This is a genomic window from Paraburkholderia bonniea (assembly GCF_009455625.1).
Taxonomy (GTDB): Bacteria; Pseudomonadota; Gammaproteobacteria; order Burkholderiales; family Burkholderiaceae; genus Paraburkholderia; species Paraburkholderia bonniea.
In genome coordinates, this window is record NZ_QPEQ01000001.1 from 1,776,514 (window position 1) to 1,798,469 (window position 21,956).

The 21,956-nt window shown below is 62.2% G+C and carries 21 protein-coding genes and 2 pseudogenes; 16 read left to right on the plus strand and 7 right to left on the minus strand.

Going from position 1 to position 21,956, the window contains the following annotated elements; translation table 11 throughout:
- Positions 1 to 72: 72 nt before the first annotated feature.
- The 5 genes from GH656_RS07770 to GH656_RS07790 form a co-directional block, all read right to left on the minus strand.
- A complete protein-coding gene (locus tag GH656_RS07770; RefSeq protein ID WP_153075345.1) occupies positions 73 to 852 on the minus strand; it encodes a peptidylprolyl isomerase in 780 nt (259 codons plus the stop codon).
- Between the two features lie 11 nt (positions 853 to 863).
- Complete coding sequence (locus tag GH656_RS07775) at positions 864 to 1,187, minus strand: BolA family protein (RefSeq protein ID WP_153075346.1); 324 nt, start codon at positions 1,185 to 1,187, stop codon at positions 864 to 866.
- Between the two features lies 1 nt (position 1,188).
- Positions 1,189 to 1,719: a septation protein A gene (locus GH656_RS07780; RefSeq protein WP_153075347.1), complete on the minus strand. Its 531-nt coding sequence runs from the start codon at positions 1,717 to 1,719 to the stop codon at positions 1,189 to 1,191.
- Between the two features lie 133 nt (positions 1,720 to 1,852).
- Positions 1,853 to 2,287, minus strand: coding sequence for a peptide-methionine (R)-S-oxide reductase MsrB (gene msrB, locus GH656_RS07785; RefSeq protein ID WP_174769714.1), 435 nt, complete (start codon positions 2,285 to 2,287; stop codon positions 1,853 to 1,855).
- A gap of 94 nt (positions 2,288 to 2,381) precedes the next feature.
- Positions 2,382 to 3,947: a protein adenylyltransferase SelO gene (locus GH656_RS07790; protein ID WP_153075348.1), complete on the minus strand. Its 1,566-nt coding sequence runs from the start codon at positions 3,945 to 3,947 to the stop codon at positions 2,382 to 2,384.
- A 426-nt stretch (positions 3,948 to 4,373) separates the two neighbouring features.
- On the opposite strand from GH656_RS07790, the gene GH656_RS07795 reads away from it, so the two are divergent.
- The 6 genes and pseudogenes from GH656_RS07795 (at position 4,374) to GH656_RS07820 (ending at position 11,142) form a co-directional block, all read left to right on the plus strand.
- Positions 4,374 to 6,479: a 3-hydroxyacyl-CoA dehydrogenase NAD-binding domain-containing protein gene (locus tag GH656_RS07795; protein WP_153075349.1), complete on the plus strand. Its 2,106-nt coding sequence runs from the start codon at positions 4,374 to 4,376 to the stop codon at positions 6,477 to 6,479.
- Between the two features lie 61 nt (positions 6,480 to 6,540).
- Positions 6,541 to 7,149, plus strand: a pseudogene (gene pncA / locus GH656_RS07800) (bifunctional nicotinamidase/pyrazinamidase); the annotation flags it as partial.
- Positions 7,150 to 7,314: 165 nt separating this feature from the next.
- Positions 7,315 to 8,493 (plus strand): acetyl-CoA C-acyltransferase, encoded by a 1,179-nt coding sequence (locus tag GH656_RS07805; protein WP_153075350.1) that lies wholly within the window; start codon positions 7,315 to 7,317, stop codon positions 8,491 to 8,493.
- Positions 8,494 to 9,052: 559 nt separating this feature from the next.
- Positions 9,053 to 9,355: a Dabb family protein gene (locus GH656_RS07810; protein WP_153075351.1), complete on the plus strand. Its 303-nt coding sequence runs from the start codon at positions 9,053 to 9,055 to the stop codon at positions 9,353 to 9,355.
- Between the two features lie 10 nt (positions 9,356 to 9,365).
- Positions 9,366 to 9,893 (plus strand): annotated as a pseudogene (locus GH656_RS07815) (PaaI family thioesterase); the annotation flags it as partial.
- Between the two features lie 241 nt (positions 9,894 to 10,134).
- A complete protein-coding gene (locus GH656_RS07820) occupies positions 10,135 to 11,142 on the plus strand; it encodes an NADP-dependent oxidoreductase (RefSeq protein ID WP_153075352.1) in 1,008 nt (335 codons plus the stop codon).
- A gap of 47 nt (positions 11,143 to 11,189) precedes the next feature.
- Here the strand turns inward: GH656_RS07820 and GH656_RS17890 are convergent, their stop codons facing one another.
- Complete coding sequence (locus GH656_RS17890; protein ID WP_217352234.1) at positions 11,190 to 11,459, minus strand: hypothetical protein; 270 nt, start codon at positions 11,457 to 11,459, stop codon at positions 11,190 to 11,192.
- Between GH656_RS17890 and GH656_RS07830 the strand changes: the two genes are divergently transcribed.
- The gene (locus GH656_RS07830) at positions 11,458 to 12,432 is read left to right on the plus strand and encodes an alpha/beta hydrolase (RefSeq protein ID WP_153075353.1); all 975 of its coding nucleotides are present in this window, start codon (positions 11,458 to 11,460) and stop codon (positions 12,430 to 12,432) included. The two genes, GH656_RS17890 and GH656_RS07830, sit on opposite strands and share 2 nt — an antisense overlap.
- Positions 12,433 to 12,558: 126 nt before the next feature.
- Here the strand turns inward: GH656_RS07830 and ygfZ are convergent, their stop codons facing one another.
- On the minus strand, positions 12,559 to 13,686 hold the full coding sequence (ygfZ, locus tag GH656_RS07835) for a CAF17-like 4Fe-4S cluster assembly/insertion protein YgfZ (RefSeq protein ID WP_153075354.1): 1,128 nt from the start codon (positions 13,684 to 13,686) through the stop codon (positions 12,559 to 12,561).
- 80 nt (positions 13,687 to 13,766) lie between these two features.
- Between ygfZ and mltG the strand changes: the two genes are divergently transcribed.
- The 9 genes from mltG (at position 13,767) to GH656_RS07880 (ending at position 21,893) form a co-directional block, all read left to right on the plus strand.
- A complete protein-coding gene (mltG, locus tag GH656_RS07840) occupies positions 13,767 to 14,780 on the plus strand; it encodes an endolytic transglycosylase MltG (RefSeq protein WP_153075355.1) in 1,014 nt (337 codons plus the stop codon).
- Positions 14,781 to 15,431, plus strand: coding sequence for a dTMP kinase (tmk, locus tag GH656_RS07845; RefSeq protein ID WP_153075356.1), 651 nt, complete (start codon positions 14,781 to 14,783; stop codon positions 15,429 to 15,431).
- A 40-nt stretch (positions 15,432 to 15,471) separates the two neighbouring features.
- The gene (locus GH656_RS07850) at positions 15,472 to 16,530 is read left to right on the plus strand and encodes a DNA polymerase III subunit delta' (RefSeq protein ID WP_153075357.1); all 1,059 of its coding nucleotides are present in this window, start codon (positions 15,472 to 15,474) and stop codon (positions 16,528 to 16,530) included.
- Between the two features lie 100 nt (positions 16,531 to 16,630).
- Complete coding sequence (locus GH656_RS07855; protein WP_153075358.1) at positions 16,631 to 17,149, plus strand: GNAT family N-acetyltransferase; 519 nt, start codon at positions 16,631 to 16,633, stop codon at positions 17,147 to 17,149.
- A 119-nt stretch (positions 17,150 to 17,268) separates the two neighbouring features.
- A complete protein-coding gene (locus tag GH656_RS07860) occupies positions 17,269 to 18,060 on the plus strand; it encodes a TatD family hydrolase (RefSeq protein WP_153075359.1) in 792 nt (263 codons plus the stop codon).
- Positions 18,061 to 18,109: 49 nt separating this feature from the next.
- Positions 18,110 to 18,868 (plus strand): ankyrin repeat domain-containing protein, encoded by a 759-nt coding sequence (locus GH656_RS07865; RefSeq protein ID WP_153075360.1) that lies wholly within the window; start codon positions 18,110 to 18,112, stop codon positions 18,866 to 18,868.
- A gap of 147 nt (positions 18,869 to 19,015) precedes the next feature.
- A complete protein-coding gene (locus GH656_RS07870) occupies positions 19,016 to 19,375 on the plus strand; it encodes a Rap1a/Tai family immunity protein (RefSeq protein WP_153075361.1) in 360 nt (119 codons plus the stop codon).
- Positions 19,376 to 19,576: 201 nt separating this feature from the next.
- Complete coding sequence (locus GH656_RS07875; protein WP_153075362.1) at positions 19,577 to 20,740, plus strand: AAA family ATPase; 1,164 nt, start codon at positions 19,577 to 19,579, stop codon at positions 20,738 to 20,740.
- 70 nt (positions 20,741 to 20,810) lie between these two features.
- A complete protein-coding gene (locus GH656_RS07880; protein WP_153075363.1) occupies positions 20,811 to 21,893 on the plus strand; it encodes a glycosyltransferase family 4 protein in 1,083 nt (360 codons plus the stop codon).
- The last annotated feature ends 63 nt before the right edge of the window (positions 21,894 to 21,956 follow it).

Consider the following 21,956-nt stretch of genomic DNA (forward strand, 5'->3'; position numbering starts at 1 on the left):
GTTGACGGGGCCATTTGCATTTTTGCCTGGTCAGGCACCGGACGCACTGTCCGGCTCCTGGCTTAAGCCTGCTTACTGGATCTTCGCTTTCTTGCGCAGATTCTCTTCAAACGCCTGCAGTTTTTCCTGCTGGATCTGCTGCACGATTTGCGCCCGGACCTGGGCCAGCGGCGGTGGCGGCACTGTCCTCGTATCGTCGACGCGAATGATGTGCCAGCCAAACTGGGTATGCACCGGTGTGTCGGTCATCTGGCCTTTTTTCAACTGGCTGGCAGCCGCAGCAAATTCTGGCACGTAGGCTTTTGGGTCGGACCAGTCGAGGTCGCCGCCATTCTTGCCTGATCCCGGGTCTTTCGAGAACGTTTTAGCCAGCGCTTCGAAACTCGCACCTGCGCGGATTTTGGCGATCAGGTCTTTAGCTTGTTGCTCGTTATCGACCAGGATGTGGTGCAGGTGATACTCGGTGCCGCCCGCGTCTTTCACCATCGCGTCATAGCGCGCTTTGATCTCGGCGTCGGTTGGCTGAATTTCTTTCATCACGTTTTCAATCAGCGCGCGCAGCACTACGGTTTGTTGCGCCACGGCGATCTGGGCTTTGATGTCCGGCTCGGCTGGCAGGCCACGGCGAATCGCTTCCTGCATCAGGATTTCGCGGTTGACCAGCTCTTCGCGTACCGCCAGTTGCAACTGCGCGGTGTCCTGCTGCCCCTGGCGCACTAGCTGCGAGATCATCGCATCGGCACGCGCTTTCGGGATTGGCGTGCCATTGACTACGGCAATGTTCTGGGCCATGACGGGTGCGGCTGCACAGGCAGCCAGCAAGACCCACAGATGGGGTTTTTTGAAAATCATCGGGAAGTTTCCTAACGAGACGACGGAGGCAGTGAATCGAATTCTTCGGGGGTATACGCCGTGATCGCAAGCGCATGGATGCCGTGTTGCATGGCCACGGCCAGCGCATCATACACGAGCCGGTGGCGCGCCACGCGGGCTTTTCCGGCAAATGCGGCGGCCACGATCGTGACACTGAAATGCCCGCCCGCAGAGGCTCCGGCATGGCCGGCATGCTTCGCGCTATCGTCGCGCACGGTGAGCGACACCACGGGGGCGAGGGCCTGCCGGAGATGGCTGTCAATTAGTGCCATCCGCTCGCTGGCGCTGGCGTGCAAAAAGGGGTTATCGCTCATTTCATTGCTCTTTCAGATACTTCGCCAGCCACAGGCTCTGGCCAAGAATAAAGACGATCAGACAGCCGGTAGCGCCAAACAGCTTGAAATTGACCCAGGCGTCAGTCGAAAAGTTGTACGCCACCAGCAGGTTGGCGATGCCTAGCAAGACGAAGAACACGGCCCAGATCAGGTTCAACTGGCCCCAGACGCGGGCGGGCAGCGTGATCTGCTTGCCCATCATCGCCTGAATCAGGTTCTTGCCAAAAGCCAGTTGCGACACCAGCAGCGCGATCGAAAACGCCCAGTACAGGACCGTCGGCTTCCATTTGATAAAGGTGTCGTTGTGCAGCACGAGCGTTGCGCCGCCAAACACGACGACCACGCCCAGGCTGACCCACAGCATCGGATCGACCCGCCGGTGGCGCAAAGCCACCCATGCGATCTGCGCCAGCGTGGCCGCGATGGCAACCGCCGTCGCGGTATAGATGCCCCAAAGCTTGAAGGTGACGAAAAATAAAATGATGGGGAACAGATCGAACAGAAATTTCATGGTCGGCAGAGAGGTTCCGGTAAGCAGATGAGCGCGCGGTATTCACGATGAACGCCGCGTGCTGGCGGCGTTCGAGGTTGAATTCGGCTTGGGGCTTCGATTTGGGTTTCGAGGTTGGCTTCGCCTTGGGGCTTTATTTCGCGCCGAATTGTAGCGCAGCCGAATTGATGCAGTAACGCAGGCCCGTGGGGGCTGGGCCGTCCTCAAATACGTGGCCCAGATGCGCGCCGCACTGCTTGCAGCGCACTTCGATGCGCAGCATGCCGTGCGTGCGGTCCGTGCGTTCTTCGATGACTTCGCCATTGAGTGGCTTGAAATAACTTGGCCAGCCGCAGCCCGCATCGAATTTCGTTGCTGATTCGAATAACGGTGTGCCGCAGCACACGCAGTCGTAGACGCCGTGGTCCCAATGGTCCCAGTAGCGGCCGGTGAAGGGGCGCTCGGTCGCGGCATGGCGTGTGACCTCGTACTCGATCTCCGACAACTGTTCGCGCCATGCGGCGTCGTCTTTGTCTTTCAAGTTGGGGATCGGGCCAGGCGTGGCCGTTATTTCGTCATCGAGGGGCATGGTGGAGTCCTGTTGAGGGGCGAAGGAAAGCGTGAATGAAATATCTAGTGCAGACGGCTGAACTTGGCTGAGATGGCTGGGGCCAGCGGTGCTTTCACGAAGAACAACTGACTGTCAGCGTTGCCGCCCAGTCAGGTGGCAATGCGGCGTAGGCTTCCTGTCCGGGCTGTTCATCGAATGGGTGGCGCAGCACGGCGGCTAGCCGTTCCATTTCGCTGAAGTCTTGTTCTTCGGCTCGCAGGATGGCGTTTTGCGCCAGATGGTTGCGCAGCACATAGCGCGGATTGACCTGATTCATCGCGTTGGCACGGGCCGCGTCGTCGCGCGTTTCGCTGGCGAGGCGGGTGCGGTATTCGGTCAGCCAGGCATCGCACGCGGCCCGGTCGAGGAACAGGTCGCGCACGGGCGCATCGGCGCTGGCATCCGCTGGCGGACGTTTTGCCAGGCGCGCCAGATGGCGGAACGTCAGCGTGAAGTCCGCCCGGCTGGCTTGCATGATCTCGAACAGCCGCTCGACCAGCGCCGTATCGCCAGGTTGCGTGGTGGCGAGTCCGAGCTTGGCTTGTATCCGCGCCGCCAGCGCGGGGCCAAAACGGGTTTTGAAGGTTTCCAGTACGCGCTGCGCGTCTTCGATCACGCGCTCCTCGCGGCCGGTTTCCGGATATTGACGGCCGAATAACGGCAGCAGCGCCTGCGCCAGGCGAAAGAGGCTCCAGTACGCCGCTTGCGGTTGCTGCCGGTAAGCGTAGCGGCCCTGGGTATCGGAGTGGTTGCAGATAAAACCAGCGTCGAAGCCATCCATGAAGCCGAACGGGCCGTAGTCGATGGTCAGTCCAAGCAGCGACAGGTTGTCGGTATTCATCACCCCATGGCAAAAGCCCACCGCCTGCCATTGCGCTAGCAGATCGGCGGTGGCTTCGACGACGGCTTGCAGTAGGGCCAGATACGGATCATCCGCTTGCGTGCAAGCGGGATAAAAACGCGCGATGACGTGATCGGCGAGGGCTTGCAGCTCAGTGGGAAGGTCATTGGCCGCGAAGTGTTCAAAGTGGCCAAAGCGCACGAAGCTCGGTGCGACCCGCGTGACTACCGCGGTGCTTTCCTGGGTTTCGCGCCAGACGGTTTGGTCAGAGCCGATCACACATAGCGCCCGGGTGGTTGGAATGCCCAGGTGGTGCATCGCTTCGGAACACAGATATTCGCGGATCGACGAGCGCAGCACCGCGCGGCCATCGCCCATACGGGAATAGGGCGTGCGTCCTGCGCCTTTGAGTTGCAGCTCGTAACGCTGGCCGTCGTGGCTGATTTCGCCCAGGTTCAAGGCCCGGCCGTCACCCAGTTGTCCAGCCCACACGCCAAACTGATGGCCGGAATACACCGAGGCATACGGCAGCGCTTCAGGCGGCCAGGCCCGCGTGGTGTTGCCACAGAAAAAATCGGCGAAACCAGGGTCTTGCGCGAGCGCTGGGTCGAAACCCAGCAGCGCGGCGGTTTGTGCTGAAAAACCAGCGGCATAGGGTGCTGGCAGTGGCGTCGCGGGCAGGCGGGTCAGGAAGGCGGGGCCTAGTTGGGCGAAGGCTTCTTCGCGGGTCTGGCTGAGCGCGGCCTGGACTTGCTCAATCGACTGCAACAGGCCGGTGCTGCGTGGAGAAAACGACATATTGAGCACCCTCTGGAGAAGGCGACATTGTAAGTCGCTGTGCGTGGAGAGGGCGAAGTGGATGCGGCGAATGGCCGTGCTGAGTGGCCGTGTGGCCGTGCTGTCAGAGCGGCAAACACCCGCGTGGCTGTCATACCGCTCGGAGGCGTCTGGCGGGCGTGTCTCTAACTGGGGCTCCAAGCCCAGCCCAAACTCCAGCCCCAGATCAATCCCAGCCTGCGGTTCACGTCCACCGCTCACGCCCACCGGCCACGCACAAAATTGAACGGGCGTGCGATTTTGTGTATTCTGCCCGTTGCCCCATCACCCTTGACGGGCGCGGCCTTCGTACACGGCCTCCACGCCTGGCACACAATACCGAACCGAATACCGGTGGCCCAAAGCTGAAACGCTGAAACGGCCCCACACCGGATGGAGACAAAAATCATGGCAGTGGACTACACGACCCGTGACGGGATTGCCGTCATCACGCTCAACCATCCCCCGGTCAACGGGCTCGGCCATGCTAGCCGCGCGGGCATCGTCGCCGGGCTCGACGCCGCGCAGGCTGATCCTGCCATCACCGCTATCGTGCTCACCGGCGCGGGCAAGGTTTTCTCCGGTGGCGCAGATATCACCGAATTCAACACCCCCAAGGCCACTCAAGCTCCCACGCTCCCCAGTGTCATCAAAGCGGTAGAAACCAGCACCAAACCGGTGGTGGCCGCGATTCATGGTGTGGCCATGGGCGGTGGGCTGGAACTGGCGCTCGGCGCGCACTACCGCCTCGCCGCGCACAACGCGCAAATTGCCTTGCCCGAGGTCAAGCTCGGCCTTCTGCCCGGTGCGGGCGGCACCCAGCGTTTGCCGCGCGCGATCGGCCTCGAAGCAGCGTTGAACATGATCGTCTCGGGCACCTCCGTGCCGGCCAGCAAGCTGGCCAATTCCGGCCTGTTCGATGAAGTGCTGGCTAGCGACCAGCCGGGGGAGGTGCTTGACGCCGCCTGCGCCTTCGCGCTGCGGGTAGGCTGTCAGGCGGGGCCGCATCCGATGGTGCGAGAGCGTCTGGTCGAGCATCCTGGCGCGGCGGGTTTTCTCCGCTTCGCACGTAACACGGTCGCGGCCACTGCGGTGCATTTCCCCGCTCCGCTGCAATGCATTGATGCCATCGAGGCGGGCGTGCTGCACGGCTTCGAGCGCGGCCTGGCCGCTGAACGCAAAGGCTTTCTCGCACTCGTGCAAACGCCCGAAAGCCGCGCGCTGCGCCATACGTTCTTCGCTGAACGAGCCGCGGCCAAACTGCCCGATGTGCCGTCCAGCACGCCGTTGCGTGAGCTGCGCCGGATCGCGGTGATCGGCGCGGGCACGATGGGCAGCGGCATCGCCATGACCTTCGCCAACGCCGGGTTTGCCGTGACGCTGCTGGAGCTGCAAGCCGAGGCGCTTGAGCGTGGCATGGCGAAGATTCGCACCACCTACGAAGCCAGTGTCAAAAAAGGCAAGCTGGATGCCAGCACGCTGGCGCAACGCAGCGCGCTGATTACCCCGACGCTGGCATGGGACGACTTGCGCGATGCCGATCTCATCATTGAGGCCGTCTTTGAAGACCTGAGCGTCAAAGAGCAGGTTTTCCGCCAACTGGACGCGCTGGCCAAGCCCGGCGCGATTCTCGCGTCCAACACCTCGACGCTTGACCTAAACCAGATCGCGCAGTTCACCCGCCGTCCGCAGGACGTCGTGGGCATGCATTTCTTCAGCCCGGCCAATGTGATGAAGCTGCTCGAAGTGGTGCGCGGCGCGCAAACCGCGAACGATGTGCTGGCCACGGTAATGCACTGCGCCAGGCGCATCGGCAAGACGGCGGTGGTGTCGGGGGTATGCGATGGTTTTATCGGCAACCGGATGCTGGAGCCGTATCTGCGCCAGGCGTTTTTGCTGCTGGAAGAAGGCGCGCTGCCCGTCCAGGTCGATCGTGCCATCGAAGCCTTCGGCTTTGCCATGGGGCCGTTTCGCATGGGCGACCTGGCGGGCAACGACATCGGCTGGGCCATCCGCAAGCGTCGCGCCCAGGCCCATCCAGACGCGCCATCGTCAAAGATTGCAGACCGTCTGTGCGAGCTCGGCCGCTTCGGGCAAAAAACCAGCCGCGGCTGGTACGACTATCAGCCGGGCGAGCGCCACGCGCGGCCAGCGGCGGAGGTCGAAGCGCTGATCGTCGCTTACTCGGCTGAGCACGGCATTGTCCGGCGCACGCTGTCAAACGAAGAGATCGTCGAGCGTCTGGTGTACGCGCTGGTCAACGAGGGGGCGAAGATTCTGGCTGAAGGCATCGCCGCCAGAGCCTCTGATATCGACATGGTGTATCTGAGCGGCTATGGCTTTCCGCTGTGGCGCGGTGGCCCGATGCTGTATGCCGATACCGTCGGCCTGTATGACGTCGAACGGGCGATCCGCCGCTATGCGGCGCAGCCCAATGGCGATGCGTGGCAGATCGCGCCAGGGCTGGTTGAGCGCGCCGCGCAAGGGCGCGGTTTCAACGATGCCGCGCACTAAGCCGTTGCCCACTAAGCCATTACCTCCCGTGCTGCAATCAGCAGACACCGCCATGACCACCATGCGCGATGCCCACGACCTGCTGCTAGTGATCGACATGCAGTACGACTTCATGCCGGGTGGCGCGCTCGCGGTGCCCGGTGGCGCTGACATCGTGCCGCTGGTGAACCGGCTCGCAGAGGGCTTCAGCCACGTCGTTCTGACCCAGGACTGGCATCCCGCCACACACATTTCGTTTGCCGCCCGCCACCCTGGCCGTCAGCCATTCGAGAGCATCACGCTGCCGTATGGCCCTCAGGTGTTATGGCCTACGCACTGCGTGCAGGGCACGCATGGGGCGGCGCTGCATCACGCCTTGCAGATCCCGCATGCGCGGGCGCTGATCCGCAAGGGCCATCACCCCGAGGTGGATAGTTATTCCGCCTTCGTCGAAGCCGACCGTTCCACGCCCACCGGGCTCGGCGGCTATCTGCGCGAGACCGGCGTCAAACGTGTCTGGTGCTGCGGGCTAGCCACTGATTACTGCGTCGCCTGGTCGGCACTGGACGCACGCGCGGCGGGCTTTGAGGTGGCCGTGATCGAAGACGCCTGCCGCGCGATTGATCTCGATGGCTCGCTTGAACAGGCATGGCAGCGCCTCGCGGCGGCCGGGGTGGCGCGGGTCAGTTCCACCGCGCTGATGCGGCAGGACACGTTGCTCGCCCCCTCTGCTCAAACACGGGCCAGCAGCGGCGCAGAGATTCAGCCGCAAAGCCCAAGCCCAGATTCCGCTTCAGATTCCCCCCTTCACCTTGATTGAGCGACACCTGAGCGACACCGTTCGCAGGAGATCTGTATGACTGACGCTGTAATCGTATCGACTGCCCGCACGGCTCTGGCTAAATCGTGGCGCGGCGCATTCAACATGACGCACGGCGCGACGCTCGGTGGTCATGTGACGCGCGCTGCGGTTGAGCGCGCGGGCCTTGACCCGGCGCGCATCGACGATGTCATCATCGGCTGCGCCAATCCCGAAGGCGCGACCGGCGGCAATATCGCGCGCCAGATCGCGCTGCGTGCTGAGCTGCCGGTGAGCGTCCCTGGCATGACCGTCAACCGCTTTTGCTCCTCGGGTTTGCAGACGATTGCGCTGGCCGCGCAACGGGTGATTGCAGGTGAGGGCGAGGTATATGTCGCGGGCGGTGTGGAGTCGATTTCCTGCGTGCAGAACGAAATGAACCAGCACATGCTGCAGGAAAGCTGGCTCAGCCAGCACAAGCCCGCGCTGTACTGGCCCATGCTGCAAACCGCGGAAACCGTTGCGCAACGCTATGCCATTTCAAAGGCCGCCCAGGACGAATACGGCGTGCAGTCCCAGCAGCGTGCCGCTGCCGCTCAGGCGGCTGGCCGGTTTGCCGCTGAAATCGTGCCACTGACCGTGCTTGCCGGTATCGCGGACAAAGCCAGTGGACAACTGCTGACGCGCGAAGTCACGCTCAGCGCCGACGAAGGGATTCGCGCCGATACCACGCTCGAAGGTGTGGCGAAAATCCGCACAGCGCTGCCGGGGGGCGTCATCACGGCGGGCAATGCCAGCCAGTTTTCTGATGGCGCTTCAGCGTGTGTCGTGATGAATGCGCAACTCGCTGAGCGTGAAGGGCTGACGCCGCTGGGCATCTTCCGTGGCTTTGCGGTAGCCGGTTGCGAGCCCGACGAAATGGGCATCGGCCCGGTGTTCGCCGTGCCCAGACTGCTACAGCGCGCGGGGCTGACGGTGGACGATATCGGCCTGTGGGAACTCAACGAAGCGTTTGCGGTGCAAGTGCTGTATTGCCGCGACAAACTCGGCATTCCGAACGAGCGGCTCAACGTGAATGGCGGCGCGATTGCGGTGGGGCATCCGTATGGCGTGTCGGGGGCGCGGCTTACTGGGCACGCGCTGATCGAAGGCAAGCGGCGCGGCGTGAAATACGTGGTGGTAACCATGTGCATTGGCGGCGGGCAGGGCGCGGCGGGGCTTTTCGAGGTTGCGTGAGGTTGTGCAATGCGCAATGCGTTGTGTCATACAGGCATGCGATTCAGGCGCTCACTGACGCCGCGCAAAAGTCTGGGTAACAAGCCGGTTGCCGCGCGGCGCACACGCTGCAACCGGCACGCCCGGGCGCATGGATTCACGCATAGGCTCGCCTATAATGCGCCAGCGCTAACGCCGGCTTGGCAACGTGGTTCCTGATTCTCGGCTCTCGGCTCTCGGCTCTCGGCGCGGTGCCACTGGGTGTTTTTTGGGGTGACTTGGGTGACTTGGGTGACTTGGGTCACGCCTCAGATATCACGGCCCACCGCGCATGGCCATGGTTTCAACCCATTCCCCGGAGCCAGGCTGTGAACGCCGTCGCATAGATAGATCGCGCGCAAAAGGCCTAGCCAGTGACATGGCCATACCCCGATGCTTGTTAGCAGATCTGTCAGCAAATTTGTTAGCAGACCGGCTGGCGCAGCAAGCAGAACAGAATCTTTCTGCAACCCATGAATCCCCCCGGCTGACGCACGCTAAGGCCGGTCTCACCTCCCGCTAACCCAATCAAGGTAACGCCATGATTCGTCATATCGTGATGTGGAAACTCAAAGAAACTGCCGCTGGCGCTAGCCGGGCTGAAAACGCGCTCAAGCTCAAGGAAAAACTGGAAGGCTGCCGCGATATCGTTCCAGGCATCCTGCGCCTCGAAGTCGGTTTGGCCCAGCCAGGGCTCGAAGCCAGCAGCGATGTGGTGCTGGTCTCTGATTTCGCCGACCAGGCCGCGCTCGATGCTTACCAGGTTCATCCACAGCATGAAGCGCTCAAAGCGTTTGTCAGCACCGTGCGCGAATCCCGTGAATGCCTTGACTACGAAATCTGAACTCAGCGTGATGACGGTGCCCCAGTGCGCTTCGGCTGACGCGCCTCCGGTTGATCTGCCTCCGGTTGCAGGCAGCCCAACTGAGCCGCCTGCGTTATCCATTGAAAGCCCCTTTGTCGATCACCTTGGCGTGCGCCTGGTCAGTGCGGCGGACGGTGCGAGCGAAGCGGTGCTACTGCTTGCGCCACAGCACTTGAACACCTGGCATGTGGCCCACGGTGGCGTCACGATGACGCTGGCCGATGTAGCACTGGCAATGGCCGCACGCAGCCTCGCGGAAGCAGGTGCCGGTGTGGTCACAGTCGAAATGAAGCTCAATTTCATGCAGCCCGGGCGAGGTGAACTACGCGCCCAGGCCCGTGTGCTGCATCGCTCTAAAACCATGGCGTACTGCGAAGGTGAAATCCGCGATAGCAACGGGCATTTCGTCGCCAAGGCGCTCGGCACCTTCAAGTACATGCGACGTTTGGCGGTAGGGCGTGAGGTGATGCAGCAGCGGGTTCGTGGTGTTGTGGTGGCACCTGGTTCTGGTTCTGGTTTAAGTGCGAATTCAAGTGCGAGTGCAACGGTCAACGTGAGCGGCAGCGCCGGGCCTCACGCTGACGCTACGTCTAACACCACGAACACCAGCCCCAGCACTAAAAGCACTCAAGACGGCTGACAGAAAAGAAAAAAGAAACGTCCCCCAGTCCCAGGCAAAACCCGTTTTTGTTTTCTGCGCGGCACGCGCTTTCGGCTCCAGGTGCCGCATTGTTTTCCTACTCTTCGAGGTAAGCGCGATGTCCACGAGCAAGTCAGTTAACCGCCAGATCCTGCTGGTCTCACGTCCGCAAGGGCCGGTCACGGCAGACAACTTCAAGCTGGTCGAAACCCCACTGGCACCGCTCAGCGAGGGCCAGTTCCGGGTGCGCAACCATTATTTGTCGCTGGATCCATACATGCGCGGGCGGATGAACGATGGCAAGTCCTATGCCGCGCCTCAGCCGCTGGATGCCGTGATGCTGGGCGGCACCGTGGGCGAAGTGGTGGAGTCGCGCCATCCGCGCTTTGCCGTCGGCAGCAAGGTGGTCGGCAGCTTTGGCTGGCAGGAATACGGCACCTCGGATGGCGCAGGCGTGCAGCAGGTGACTGATCCGGCTGTGCCGCTATCGGCGTGGCTGGGTGCCGTGGGCATGCCGGGCGTCACTGCGTGGTACGGCCTGAACCACCTCATCGCGCCACAAAAAGGCCAGACCGTGGTGGTTAGCGCGGCAAGCGGTGCGGTGGGCAGCGTGGTGGGACAACTGGCGAAACGAGCGGGCTGCCGCGCAGTGGGCATTGCCGGTGGCGCCGAAAAATGCCGTTATGTGGTGGACACGCTGGGCTTTGACGCCTGCGTCGACTACAAGGCGGGCAACTTGCAACACGACCTGAAAGCTGCCGCGCCAGATGGCATCGACGGTCATTTCGAAAACGTCGGCGGCGAGGTGCTCGATACCGTGCTGGGCCAGATGAATGCGTTTGGCCGGATTGCGCTATGCGGCATGATCGCGGGCTACGATGGGCAGCCGTTGCCGTTGCGCCAGCCCGCGCTGATTCTCACGCAGCGTTTGCGGGTGGAGGGCTTCATCGTCAGCGAACACCTGGAACTCTGGCCCGAAGCACAAGCGCTGCTGGCCCGGCTGGTGACACAGCAGCAACTGCATTACCGCGAAACCATCGCGCAAGGACTGGAAAGCGCACCCGAAGCGCTGATCGGCCTGCTCAAAGGGAAGAATTTTGGCAAGCAGCTGGTGAAGCTGATCTAGAGCGTTTGACCTGGGTTGTAAACGAAGCGGGAAGCGCAATCCCGCCGTCAATGTTCAACGTTCGAGCCGAAGCCGAAGTCGAAGCTAAGGCCGAAGCTAAAACCAGGGCCGAAGCTAAAGCCAGGGCCGAAGCTAAAGCCAAGGCCGAAGCTAAAGCCAGGGCCGAAGCTAAAACCAAGGCCGAAGCTAAAACCAAGGCCGAAGCTAAAGCCAAGGCCGAAGCTAAAGCCAAGGCCGAAGCTAAAGCCAGGGCCGAAGCTAAAGCCAGGGCCGAAGCTAAAACCAAGGCCGAAGCTAAAGCCAAAACCAAAACCCATGCCGCTCAAGCCAAAAATCGCCGAGGTGCTGGAACTGATCGCGCGGGCCGGGAAGCCGCCGTATCCAACGCTGACACCACAACAAGCCCGGGCGGCCTACGAAAAAAGTGCGCCGATCCTGGATCTCGCCCGGGCACCAATGTTCGCGCTCGAAGACCTGGCGCTGGCGCTGCCCGACGGTGCCAGCATTCGCGCCAGGCTGTATCAACCGGTCGAACCGCACTGGGCCGCACCCGCTCCCGCGCTGGTGTACTACCACGGCGGCGGATTTACGGTGGGGAGCGTGGAGACGCACGATGCGCTGTGCCGGATGTTCGCGCGTGATGCGCAATGCGCGGTGTTGTCGGTGGATTACCGGCTGGCCCCTGAGCACCGCTTTCCCACTGCCGTGGACGACGCATTTGCGGCATTGCGCTGGCTGCACCGCGAAGCGGCGGCATATGGCATCGACAGCAACCGGATCGCCGTGGGCGGCGATAGCGCAGGCGGCACCCTGGCGACGGTGTGTGCGCTCCAGGCGCGGGATGCAGGGATTCCACTGGTCTTGCAGTTGCTGCTCTATCCCGGCACGAGCGCTTATCAGCAAACTCGCTCGCATGTGCAGTTTGCCAACGGCTATTTGCTGAACGCGGAAACCATCCAGTGGTTTTTCCAGCAGTACTTGCGTCACCCTGACGACCGTACTGACTGGCGCTTCGCTCCGCTTGACGGCACGCGTGGCGCGCCTTCGTTTCGCAGTGTCGCGCCAGCGTGGATCGCTACTGCCGAATACGACCCGCTACGTGATGAAGGCGCAGCGTATGCACGCAAGCTGCAGGATGCGGGCAATACAGCGGTGCTCAAGTGCTATGACGGGATGATTCACGAATTCTTCAAGCTGGGCGGCTTTGTCCCTGAGGTGGCACAGGCTCATGCCGATGCCACCGCCGCGTTACGTTCGGCGTTCGGTGTGAGTGACGTGGGAGACGATTGAAAACCGGGGATGGGGGAGAGAAAGGGGGAGAGCAGGAAAGAACGAAGAAACGAGGCCTGAAGAACCGGACCAGGCCAGCCCGATCTGGCCTGGCCCAGCGCACATTCAAACGCTAAAAATCGCGCTTCAAACCTCAGTAGGGATCGAGTAAGGCAGTGTCAGCACGGTAACCGCTGCGCCGTCGGGTGCGCCAAGATGAATCGAGCCTGAATCCAGCGCCGCGAGCTTTATCTCAGCAAGAAAATCATGACCGCCATTAGGCGAAGGCGCGGCACTCACGATCTGGCCGCAAGGCTGGCCCGGATCAGCGGAATGAAACAGCTCCGCGCCAGGGCACGCGGCCGCGTCCGCAGCGACATGCGCGAGCGACATGCGCCGCTTGATCGTGCCACGGTACTGGCTGCGCGCGACGACCTCTTGCCCCGGGTAACAGCCCTTGCGGAAATCGACCCCGCCCAGTACATCGAAATTCACCATCTGCGGCACGAACTGTTCAACTACCGGCAGGGTGATGCGTGGCTCGCCCGCCTGGATCTCCAGCCAGTCCCAGATCACCGGCGACACCTCGGGCAACGGCCATGGCAGAGCGGCCGTGGCATGAGCACTGGCACTGGCATTAACAGTCGCAGCGGGTTCGCCTGCCAGATGAGCCTCGACCAGAGCGGTTGGCCCCAGCCACAGATAACGCTCCCGCCCAGCCGCGTCAGGCAGCCGGATCAGCGTGCCAGCCGGAGCGTCGACTTTGGCGTAAGAGCGCTCAGGCACAACCTCGAAAACACCAGCTAACGCTTGCCGCACGTCGCCAGCCAGACCGATTACCGCCACGCTGCCGCTGATGTCCGTCAGACGTGCCTTGGCGCGCAGCACGAACATCGAGAGCCGTTTTGCACTAGCCGCCTGGACGTCTTGCGATACCAGCAGGCGAGTGGCTTCATCGCTGCGCCAGACCAGAAATGACGCGAGCAGCCGGCCTTTCGGTGAGCAATAGCCCGAGACACGCGCGCTGGCGGTATCCAGATGCTGGATATCGCTGGTCAGTTGGCTATGCAAAAACGTGGCGGCGTCGACGCCGCTCACGTCGATCACGCCGAACTGCGTCAGACGCATATACGCGCCCCGCGTCAGTACGGCTGCGAATGCATCGGCATCTGGACGAGGTAGCGCTATGGGGTAGGGTTCTGTGGTGAGAGGCGTGGCGACGCTTGCGGAAGGCGCGCCGGAAGAGGGCGCAAAAACAGGCTGGATGGAGGTCATGATCGCGGGGGGAACAGTCAGAACTGACTTTAGCTAGGGCAAGCAAGTATTATATGGGCTCCCCTCCAGCCTTTCGCCGCATGTCCCTTCTGAAGAAATGTCTTGTTGCTGGCAGCGTCGCCTTCATTTTCGCTGCAGCAGGCCTCGCAGGCGGCTATTACTGGGCGACTACCCCGGTCCAGCTTGCATCCCCCGAACTCGATGTCACGCTCAAACCCCACAGCAGCTTGCGCCGTGTCACGGCCCAGTTGAATCAGGGCGGGGTGCCTGTTTCGCCGGAGCTATTCGTGCTGATGGCCCGCGTGCTTGGGCTGCAAGGCCAGCTCAAACCCGGCAATTACGCGTTCAAAAGCGGCGTGACTCCTTATGAAGTGCTGCAGAAAATCGCCCGGGGCGACGTCAACGAATATGTCGCCACCATCATCGAAGGTTGGACCTTGCAGCGCATGCGCGCCGAACTCGACGCCAATCCGGCGCTGCGCCACGACACGCTGGGCCTGAGCGATGCCGAACTGCTGCAGGCGCTAGGCCTGCCCGAAGCCCCCGGCGGCAATGCCGAAGGCCTGTTTTTCCCCGATACCTATCTGTTCGACAAAAACACCAGCGATCTCGATGTGTACCGGCGCGCCTATCGTCTGATGCAACTGCGTCTCAACGAAGCCTGGGCGGCCCGGGCTCCGAACCTGCCGTATGCCACCCCGTATGCGGCGCTCATCATGGCTTCGATCATCGAAAAAGAAACTGGTAAAGCCTCAGACCGGCCGCTGGTGGCTGCAGTGTTTGCCAACCGTTTGCGCGTTGGTATGCCACTGCAAACCGATCCAACGGTGATCTACGGCATGGGCCCCAGTTACACCGGGCGGCTGAAAAAACGCGATCTGCAAACCGACACCCCCTACAACACCTACACGCGCCGCGGCCTGCCGCCAACGCCGATCTCCTTGCCCGGTGCCGCATCGCTAGTGGCCGCGCTCAATCCGGGGGCCAGCCCGGCGCTGTATTTTGTTTCGCGCGGCGACGGCAGCAGCGTTTTTTCCGACACGCTCGGCGCACACAACAAGGCAGTCGATCAATACATCAGAGGACAGCAATAAATGGCGCGAGGCATTTTCATCACGTTTGAAGGCATTGATGGTGCGGGTAAAACCACGCATCTGGCGTGGTTTCGTGAGCGTCTTGAGCACCAGGCCGCACGTGCTGGCGCAGCGGTGGTGCTAACCCGCGAGCCTGGCGGCACCGCGCTCGGCGAAACCTTGCGCGAAATCTTGTTACATCAGCCAATGGATCTCGAAACCGAAGCGCTGCTGATGTTCGCCGCGCGCCGCGAGCACCTGGCCCAGGTCATTGAGCCCGCGCTGGCACGGGGCGACTGGGTGCTCTCAGACCGCTTCACCGACGCCACGTTTGCCTATCAGGGCGGCGGGCGTGGCCTGGCGCGCGGCAAGCTCGAAACCCTCGAGCGCTGGGTGCAGGGCGAATTTCAGCCGGATCTGACGGTGCTGTTCGACCTGCCGCCGGATACCGCTAGCACCCGCCGTAGCGCGGCGCGCGAGCCCGACCGTTTCGAGCGCGAATCCGGCAGCTTTTTTTCCCGCACCCGGGCGGAATATCTGCGGCGCGCGCAGGAAGCCCCGCAACGCTTCAGAATGGTCGATTCGACGCAATCCATCACGCTCATCCGGCAGCAGCTAGAACAACTGCTCGCCACGCTGTCATGCCTTCGCGCGCCTGATCCGCACGCCTAACTCCGCTTAGCCATTCCCCATTCCAGACGAAAGAACGACGATGATTTATCCGTGGCAAACCGATGACTGGGACCGCCTGCAACAGCTGCGGCCACACTGGCCGCATGCGTTGCTGCTGCATGGACAAGCGGGTATCGGCAAACTGCGCTTTGCGCAACACCTCGCCCAAGGGCTGTTATGCGAGAGCCCCAAAGCCAATGGCGAGCCGTGCGGCAGTTGCATCGCCTGTCACTGGCTCACCCAGGGCAACCATCCTGATTACCGCATCGTGCTGCCTGAAGCGCTGGCCGCAGAAGCGGGCTTTGCCGCGCCAGCGGGCGGCGACGACAAAGCGGAAAAAGCCGACAAGGCGGACAAAGCCAGCGCCGACGAAGCGAAAAAACCCCGTGCCCCCAGCCGCGAGATCAAGATCGAGCAAGTCCGTGCGCTGCTTGAGTTTTGCAGCGTCGGTTCGCACCGGGGCGGCGCGCGGGTGATCGTGCTGTATCCCGCTGAAGCGTTAAACGTGGCTGCAGCCAACGCCTTGTTGAAAACCCTCGAAGAACCTTCGGACGGCATTGTGTTTTTGCTGGTCTCGGCCCGTCTTGACCGTTTGCTGCCCACGGTTATCAGCCGTTGCCGTCAATGGCCGATGACCGTACCCACGGCCGCCATCGCTCAAAGCTGGCTGAGCGCCCAAGGTATCAGCGACGCCGCCGCTTTACTGGCGGAAGCGGGCGGCGCACCGCTAAGCGCGCTTGCGCTCGCGGGTGACGAACACCGCAGCCTGCGTGACTGGACCCTGAAACAACTGGCAGCAGGCCCTGCGTGCGATGCATTCGCCTGCGCCGAGGCCTTGCAAAAACTCCCCGTGCCGGTGGTGCTGGGCTGGCTGCAACGCTGGCTCTACGATTTGCTGGCGCAGCGCATGGCAGGCACGCCGCGTTATTTCCCTGATGCCTCGGCCGCGCTTGCACGGTGCGCAGCGCAAGCCGATACGCACGCGTTTGCCCGCTTTATGAAAACCGTGACCCAGCAGCGCGCCATTGAAAACCATCCGCTTAACGCGCGGCTGGTTTTCGAGGCACTTTTTTTCGACTACCGCAGCGTGTTTGCCTAGCTTGAGCGCCAAGCCAGGTCTGGCAAGACGCCACACTGCACGTCGCATGCCTGCACGAGCGGATTGAATTGACTGGGTTTAATTTCTCCCACCGAACGCCATGAGCCTGATTTACCGCGACGCCACCCTGGACGATCTGCCCGCGATCGTCTCGATCTACAACTCGACCATCGCCTCGCGCCTCGTCACCGCCGACCTTGAACCGGTGAGCTGCGATAGCCGCGTGGCGTGGTTTCACGCGCACGGCCCGCAGGCCCGGCCGCTCTGGGTCGTGGAGCAAGCCGGGCAGGTGAGTGCGTGGCTCAGTTTTTCGGATTTTTATGGCCGCCCGGCGTACCGCCATACCGCCGAAATCAGCATTTATCTCGCCCCTGAAGCACGCGGCCAGGGGCTGGGCGCGCAACTGCTCGGCGCGGCGCTCGAAGCGGCCCCAGGCTTGCAGTTGCACACCGTGCTGGGCTTCGTGTTCGGTCATAACGAGCCAAGCCTGCGGCTGTTTCGCCGCTTCGGCTTCTTGACCTGGGGGAGCTTGCCGCGCGTCGCGGTGCTCGACGGCATCGAGCGCGATTTGCTGATTCTCGGGCGCAGGCTCAATGATGTGGCTGTTCAAGCGCGGTAAGCCGCTGCCTATGCTGGTCCGCACTGATGATTCAAGCGGATTTCGCTGATCTCCCCCAAGGCACTGCCGTATCCTGCGTGCCCATGCTTCTTTCTCTCGCTTTGCGGCAGGACACTTTTATGTTTGTTGATTCCCATTGCCACATCAATTTCGCCGGGCTGGCCGAGCGCCTGCCACAAGTGCTGGAAAACATGCGCAGTCACTCGGTCACGCACGCGCTGTGCGTCAGCGTCGATCTGGAAACACTGCCCGCCGTGCTTGAGATCGCCAGCCGCTACGACAATATTTACGCGTCAGTAGGCGTGCATCCCGATCACGAGGACGTGCAGGAACCCAGCCTGAATGAGCTGATCGAACTGGCCGCGCACCCCAAGGTCGTGGCGATTGGCGAAACCGGGCTCGATTACTACCGCCTGGAAGGCCGCACGCTGGACGAGATGGAATGGCAGCGTGAGCGCTTTCGCACGCATATCCGCGCCGCGCATGCCACGGCCAAGCCGTTGATCATCCATACCCGCGCCGCAGCCGATGACACCTTGCGCCTGATGGCCGAAGAGCGGGCCAGCGTGCCTGGCGGCGTGATGCATTGCTTTACCGAGCCCTGGCTGATTGCCCAGCAGGCGCTAGCGCAGAATTTTTATATTTCGCTCTCCGGCATCGTGACCTTCAAGAGCGCTACCGAAGTTCAGGACGTCGCGCGCCGGGTGCCGCTGGAGCGGCTGCTGATCGAAACTGATTCACCTTATCTCGCGCCAGTGCCGTATCGTGGCAAACCAAATGAACCTGCGTATGTGAGTCATGTCGGACGCTTTATCGCGCAGCAACGTGAGATAGCCGAAGTGGCTCTGGCGGCCGCCACCACGGATAACTTTTTCCGCCTGTTCAAGATTCCGCCTCCAGCCGGTCGTTGATTGTTGGTCGTTGACCGGTAAAAACTAAATATTATCAATAGGATAGATTATGTTTTTAAAGAAAAACCTTAGTATTTCTCTGGCTCGTCTGGCGAGCCGCTCACGCGTCGCCAGCGGCGCGTCATCGTTGCGCCGCAACGCAGCCCGGCTAGCGCTGGCGGGCGGTCTCGGCTGGGCTGCACTGGTGGCACAGCCGGTGCAGGCCGCGCCCATTGATACGCTGGTCAAGGCGGTCAAATTCGATGATGTGAAAGAGGTCAACAAGCAACTGGCGCAAGGCATGGACCCGAACCAAAGCGATAGCGAAGGCATGCCGCTGCTGGTTCTCGCCGCCCGGGAAAAATCCGGCAAGGTCGCCGCCGCGTTGCTGGCCAACTCAAAGACCAACCCTGAAATCGTCGACCGGGCAGGCCAGAACGCGCTGATGCTGGCGGCGCTAAATGGCGATTTGCCGCTGGTGCAGTTGCTGCTGGCGAAAGACGCCGAAGTCAACAAAAAGGGCTGGACGCCGCTGCACTACGCGGCCGCCAATGGGCATGACGCCATCGTGAAGCTGCTGCTCGAACATTCGGCCTATATCGACGCGGGTTCGCCCAACGGCACAACGCCATTGATGATGGCCGCGCGCGGCGGTCATATGTCGACGGCGACGTTGCTGCTCGACAGTGGCGCGGATATCCGGGTGAAAAACCAGATCGGCCTCACCGCGCTCGACTTTGCCAAACAGTACAAAGAGCCGGACACCATCAAGGGGCTCACTGAGCGCTTGCAGCAAACCGCTGCAGCGCCTGCGAAAGCCGCGCAATAACGCGGCCACAGCCAGCACAGCGCGCGTGCTGCCGCAGCGGCGGGTGGGTAGGGCCCGTAGAACCAGTAGGGCCTCATCCATCCGCGCTCCTCGCGGCAGGCCGCGCGTCATTACTTTTTTCACGTTTGCTTACCGGGAAGAATTGCCATGCTGCGGGTTTTGATATGCGCCAGCGCGCTTGCCGTACCGCTTTCGGCCGCTGCCTTAACTGGGGTTGAGCTCAACCAGCTCTGCACCAAAACCGATGTTGCCTCTCGAAGCACCTGTACCGCTTATATCCAGGGCGCGGCCGATGGCGTCTTCAATACGATTGACGCCATCGGCGGCACCACCGGGCCACGGGTGGGCCAGTATTTCTGCCTGCCTGCCAGCGTGCGTCCACAGCAGTTAAGGGACGCAGTGCGGCGCTACATCGTGGAGAACCCGCAGGTCTCGGGCTACAACGCCAGCACGGCGATTTCGCTAGGGCTGGGTAAAGCCTTCCCCTGCAAAAGCGTCAGCGATTAAGCAAGAAAGCTCACGCACACCAGCAGCCCGCGCCAGCTCATGTCTGGCGCGGGCTGGCGTGTTTTATTTATCTGGCTGGTCTAGCTGTTCTGCTTTGGTCTGGTGCCTCGCGCCATACCCGGCATCGCAGCAACACACTAGAGCGAGCAGGTCTGAGATGAATTCGACGAGGGTGGGCTACCGCAGCTCGCTGATGACGCGATGCTAACCACGCTGGCGCTGGCCGGTTACCGTTCGTTGCGCGAACTGATCGTGCCGCTAGGGCCGTTGAATGTGATTACGGGTGCGAACGGCAGCGGCAAATCCAGCGTGTACCGCGCACTGCGGCTGCTGGCGCTCACCGCGCGCGGTGGCGTGATTCCGTCGCTGGCGCGCGAGGGCGGCTTGCAATCGACGCTCTGGGCGGGCCCCGAGCGCTTCTCGCGGGCGATGCTGGAGGGCACCGCGCCAGTGCAGGGCACCCGCCGCCATGAACCCGTGAGCTTGCGCCTGGGCTTCTCGGGCGACACCTTCGGCTATGCGATCGACCTCGGTCTTGCAGTGCCTGGCGAGAGCGAGTTTGCCCTCGATCCAGTCATCAAGCGCGAGTGCATCTGGAGCGGCCCGGTGTTGCGGCCTTCGGCGCTGCTGGTTGAGCGTCATGGTGCCACCTTGCGCTGCCGCGGCCATGCGGGCGACTGGCAAACGCTGCCGTCTTCGCTGGCGAGTTTCGACAGCATGATGAGCGAGTTCTCCGACCCCCTCAGCGCCCCTGAGATGCTCACGCTGCGGCAGCAAATCCGCTCGTGGCGTTTTTACGATCATTTCCGCACCGATGAGGATGCGCCAGCGCGTCAGCCGCAAATTGGCACGCACACCCCAGTGCTGAGCGACGATGGCGCTGATCTGGCCGCCGCGCTGCAAACCATCCGTGAGATTGGCGACCACCGCGCGCTGGACGCCGCTATCGACGATGCCTTTCCTGGCTCGCGCATCGTCATCCACAACCATGCCGGGCGCTTCGAAGTCACGATGCAGCAGCATGGCCTGCTGCGGGCGCTGAGTGCAACTGAGCTGTCCGATGGCACCTTGCGCTATCTGCTGCTGGTGGCCGCGTTACTGACGCCGCGCCCGCCAGCGTTGCTGGTGCTTAATGAACCCGAAACCAGCCTGCACCCCGATTTACTGCCCGCGCTTGCGCGGCTGATTATCCAGGCCGCCGCGCATGCGCAGGTGATCGTGGTGTCGCATGCAGCGCGCTTGATTGCCGCGCTCGAACGCAGCAGCGAGAGCCATGCCATCGTGCTCGAAAAAGAACTGGGCGCAACGCGTATCGCCAATGCCGGCAGCCTCGATCTTCCCGCGTGGAAATGGCCCGCGCGCTAGCGCATGCAACGCGCTCTAGCGCCGGTTCCCGCCGCTCCACGTCCCTCTTTCGCTTTCCGGAGACTTCCTGATGAAAATTGCCCAGATCGCCCCTTTGACCGAATCCGTCCCGCCGAAGCTGTATGGCGGCACTGAGCGCGTGGTGTCGTACCTGACCGAAGCGCTTGTTGATCTCGGCCATGACGTCACGCTGTTCGCCAGCGGCGACTCCGTGACCCGCGCCAAACTCGAACCGGTCTGGCCACGTGCGCTGCGCCTCGATCCAGGCATCCGCGACCGGATCGCCCCGCATATGCTGCTAATGGAGCTGGTGCGGCGTCAGGCTGATGCCTTCGATGTGCTGCACTTTCACATGGATTACTACTCCTTCTCGGTGTTCAAGCGCCAGGACACACCGTTCGTCACGACGATGCATGGGCGGCTGGATCTGCCCGAGCAGCAGCCGGTCTTCGATACCTTCAACACCGCCCCCGTCATTTCGATTTCCAACGCCCAGCGCCAGCCGATGCCTCAGGCGAAATGGCTCTCCACGGTCTATCACGGCCTGCCTCACGATCTGTATACGCCACAGCCAGTTGAGCAGAAATACCTCGCATTCCTTGGCCGTATTTCGCCGGAAAAACGCGTCGACATTGCGATCCGGATCGCCGGGAAATGCGGCATGCCCATCCGGATTGCGGCGAAAGTCGATAACGCTGACCGGGAATATTTCGAGCGCGAGATCAAACCGCTGATGGATCTGCCGCACGTCGAATTCATCGGTGAAATTGCCGATCAACAGAAGGCCGAATTTCTCTCGGGCGCGCATGCGCTGCTGTTTCCGATTGACTGGCCCGAGCCGTTTGGTCTGGTCATGATCGAGGCCATGGCATGCGGTACACCGGTGATCGCGTTTAACCGTGGCTCGGTGCCTGAGGTGCTGGATGACGGGGTGTCGGGATTTATCGTCGAAGACGAAATTGGTGCCGTGGCGGCCGTTAACCGCTTGCACAAATTGCCCCGGGCAGCGGTGCGGGAGCGTTTTGAAACGCGTTTCACCTCGCACCGGATGGCCCAGCAGTACGTGGAGGTGTATCAGTCGGTGATTCGCGCGCAAAAGCGGGCGCGCTTCAAGGTGGTGGATTCGTCGGGTTCAGTGCCGCCCACGGCTTGAACTGCTGTTGCTGTTGCCGTTATCGCTGATGCGGATGTTGATGCTGTCATCGGGGATAAAAAA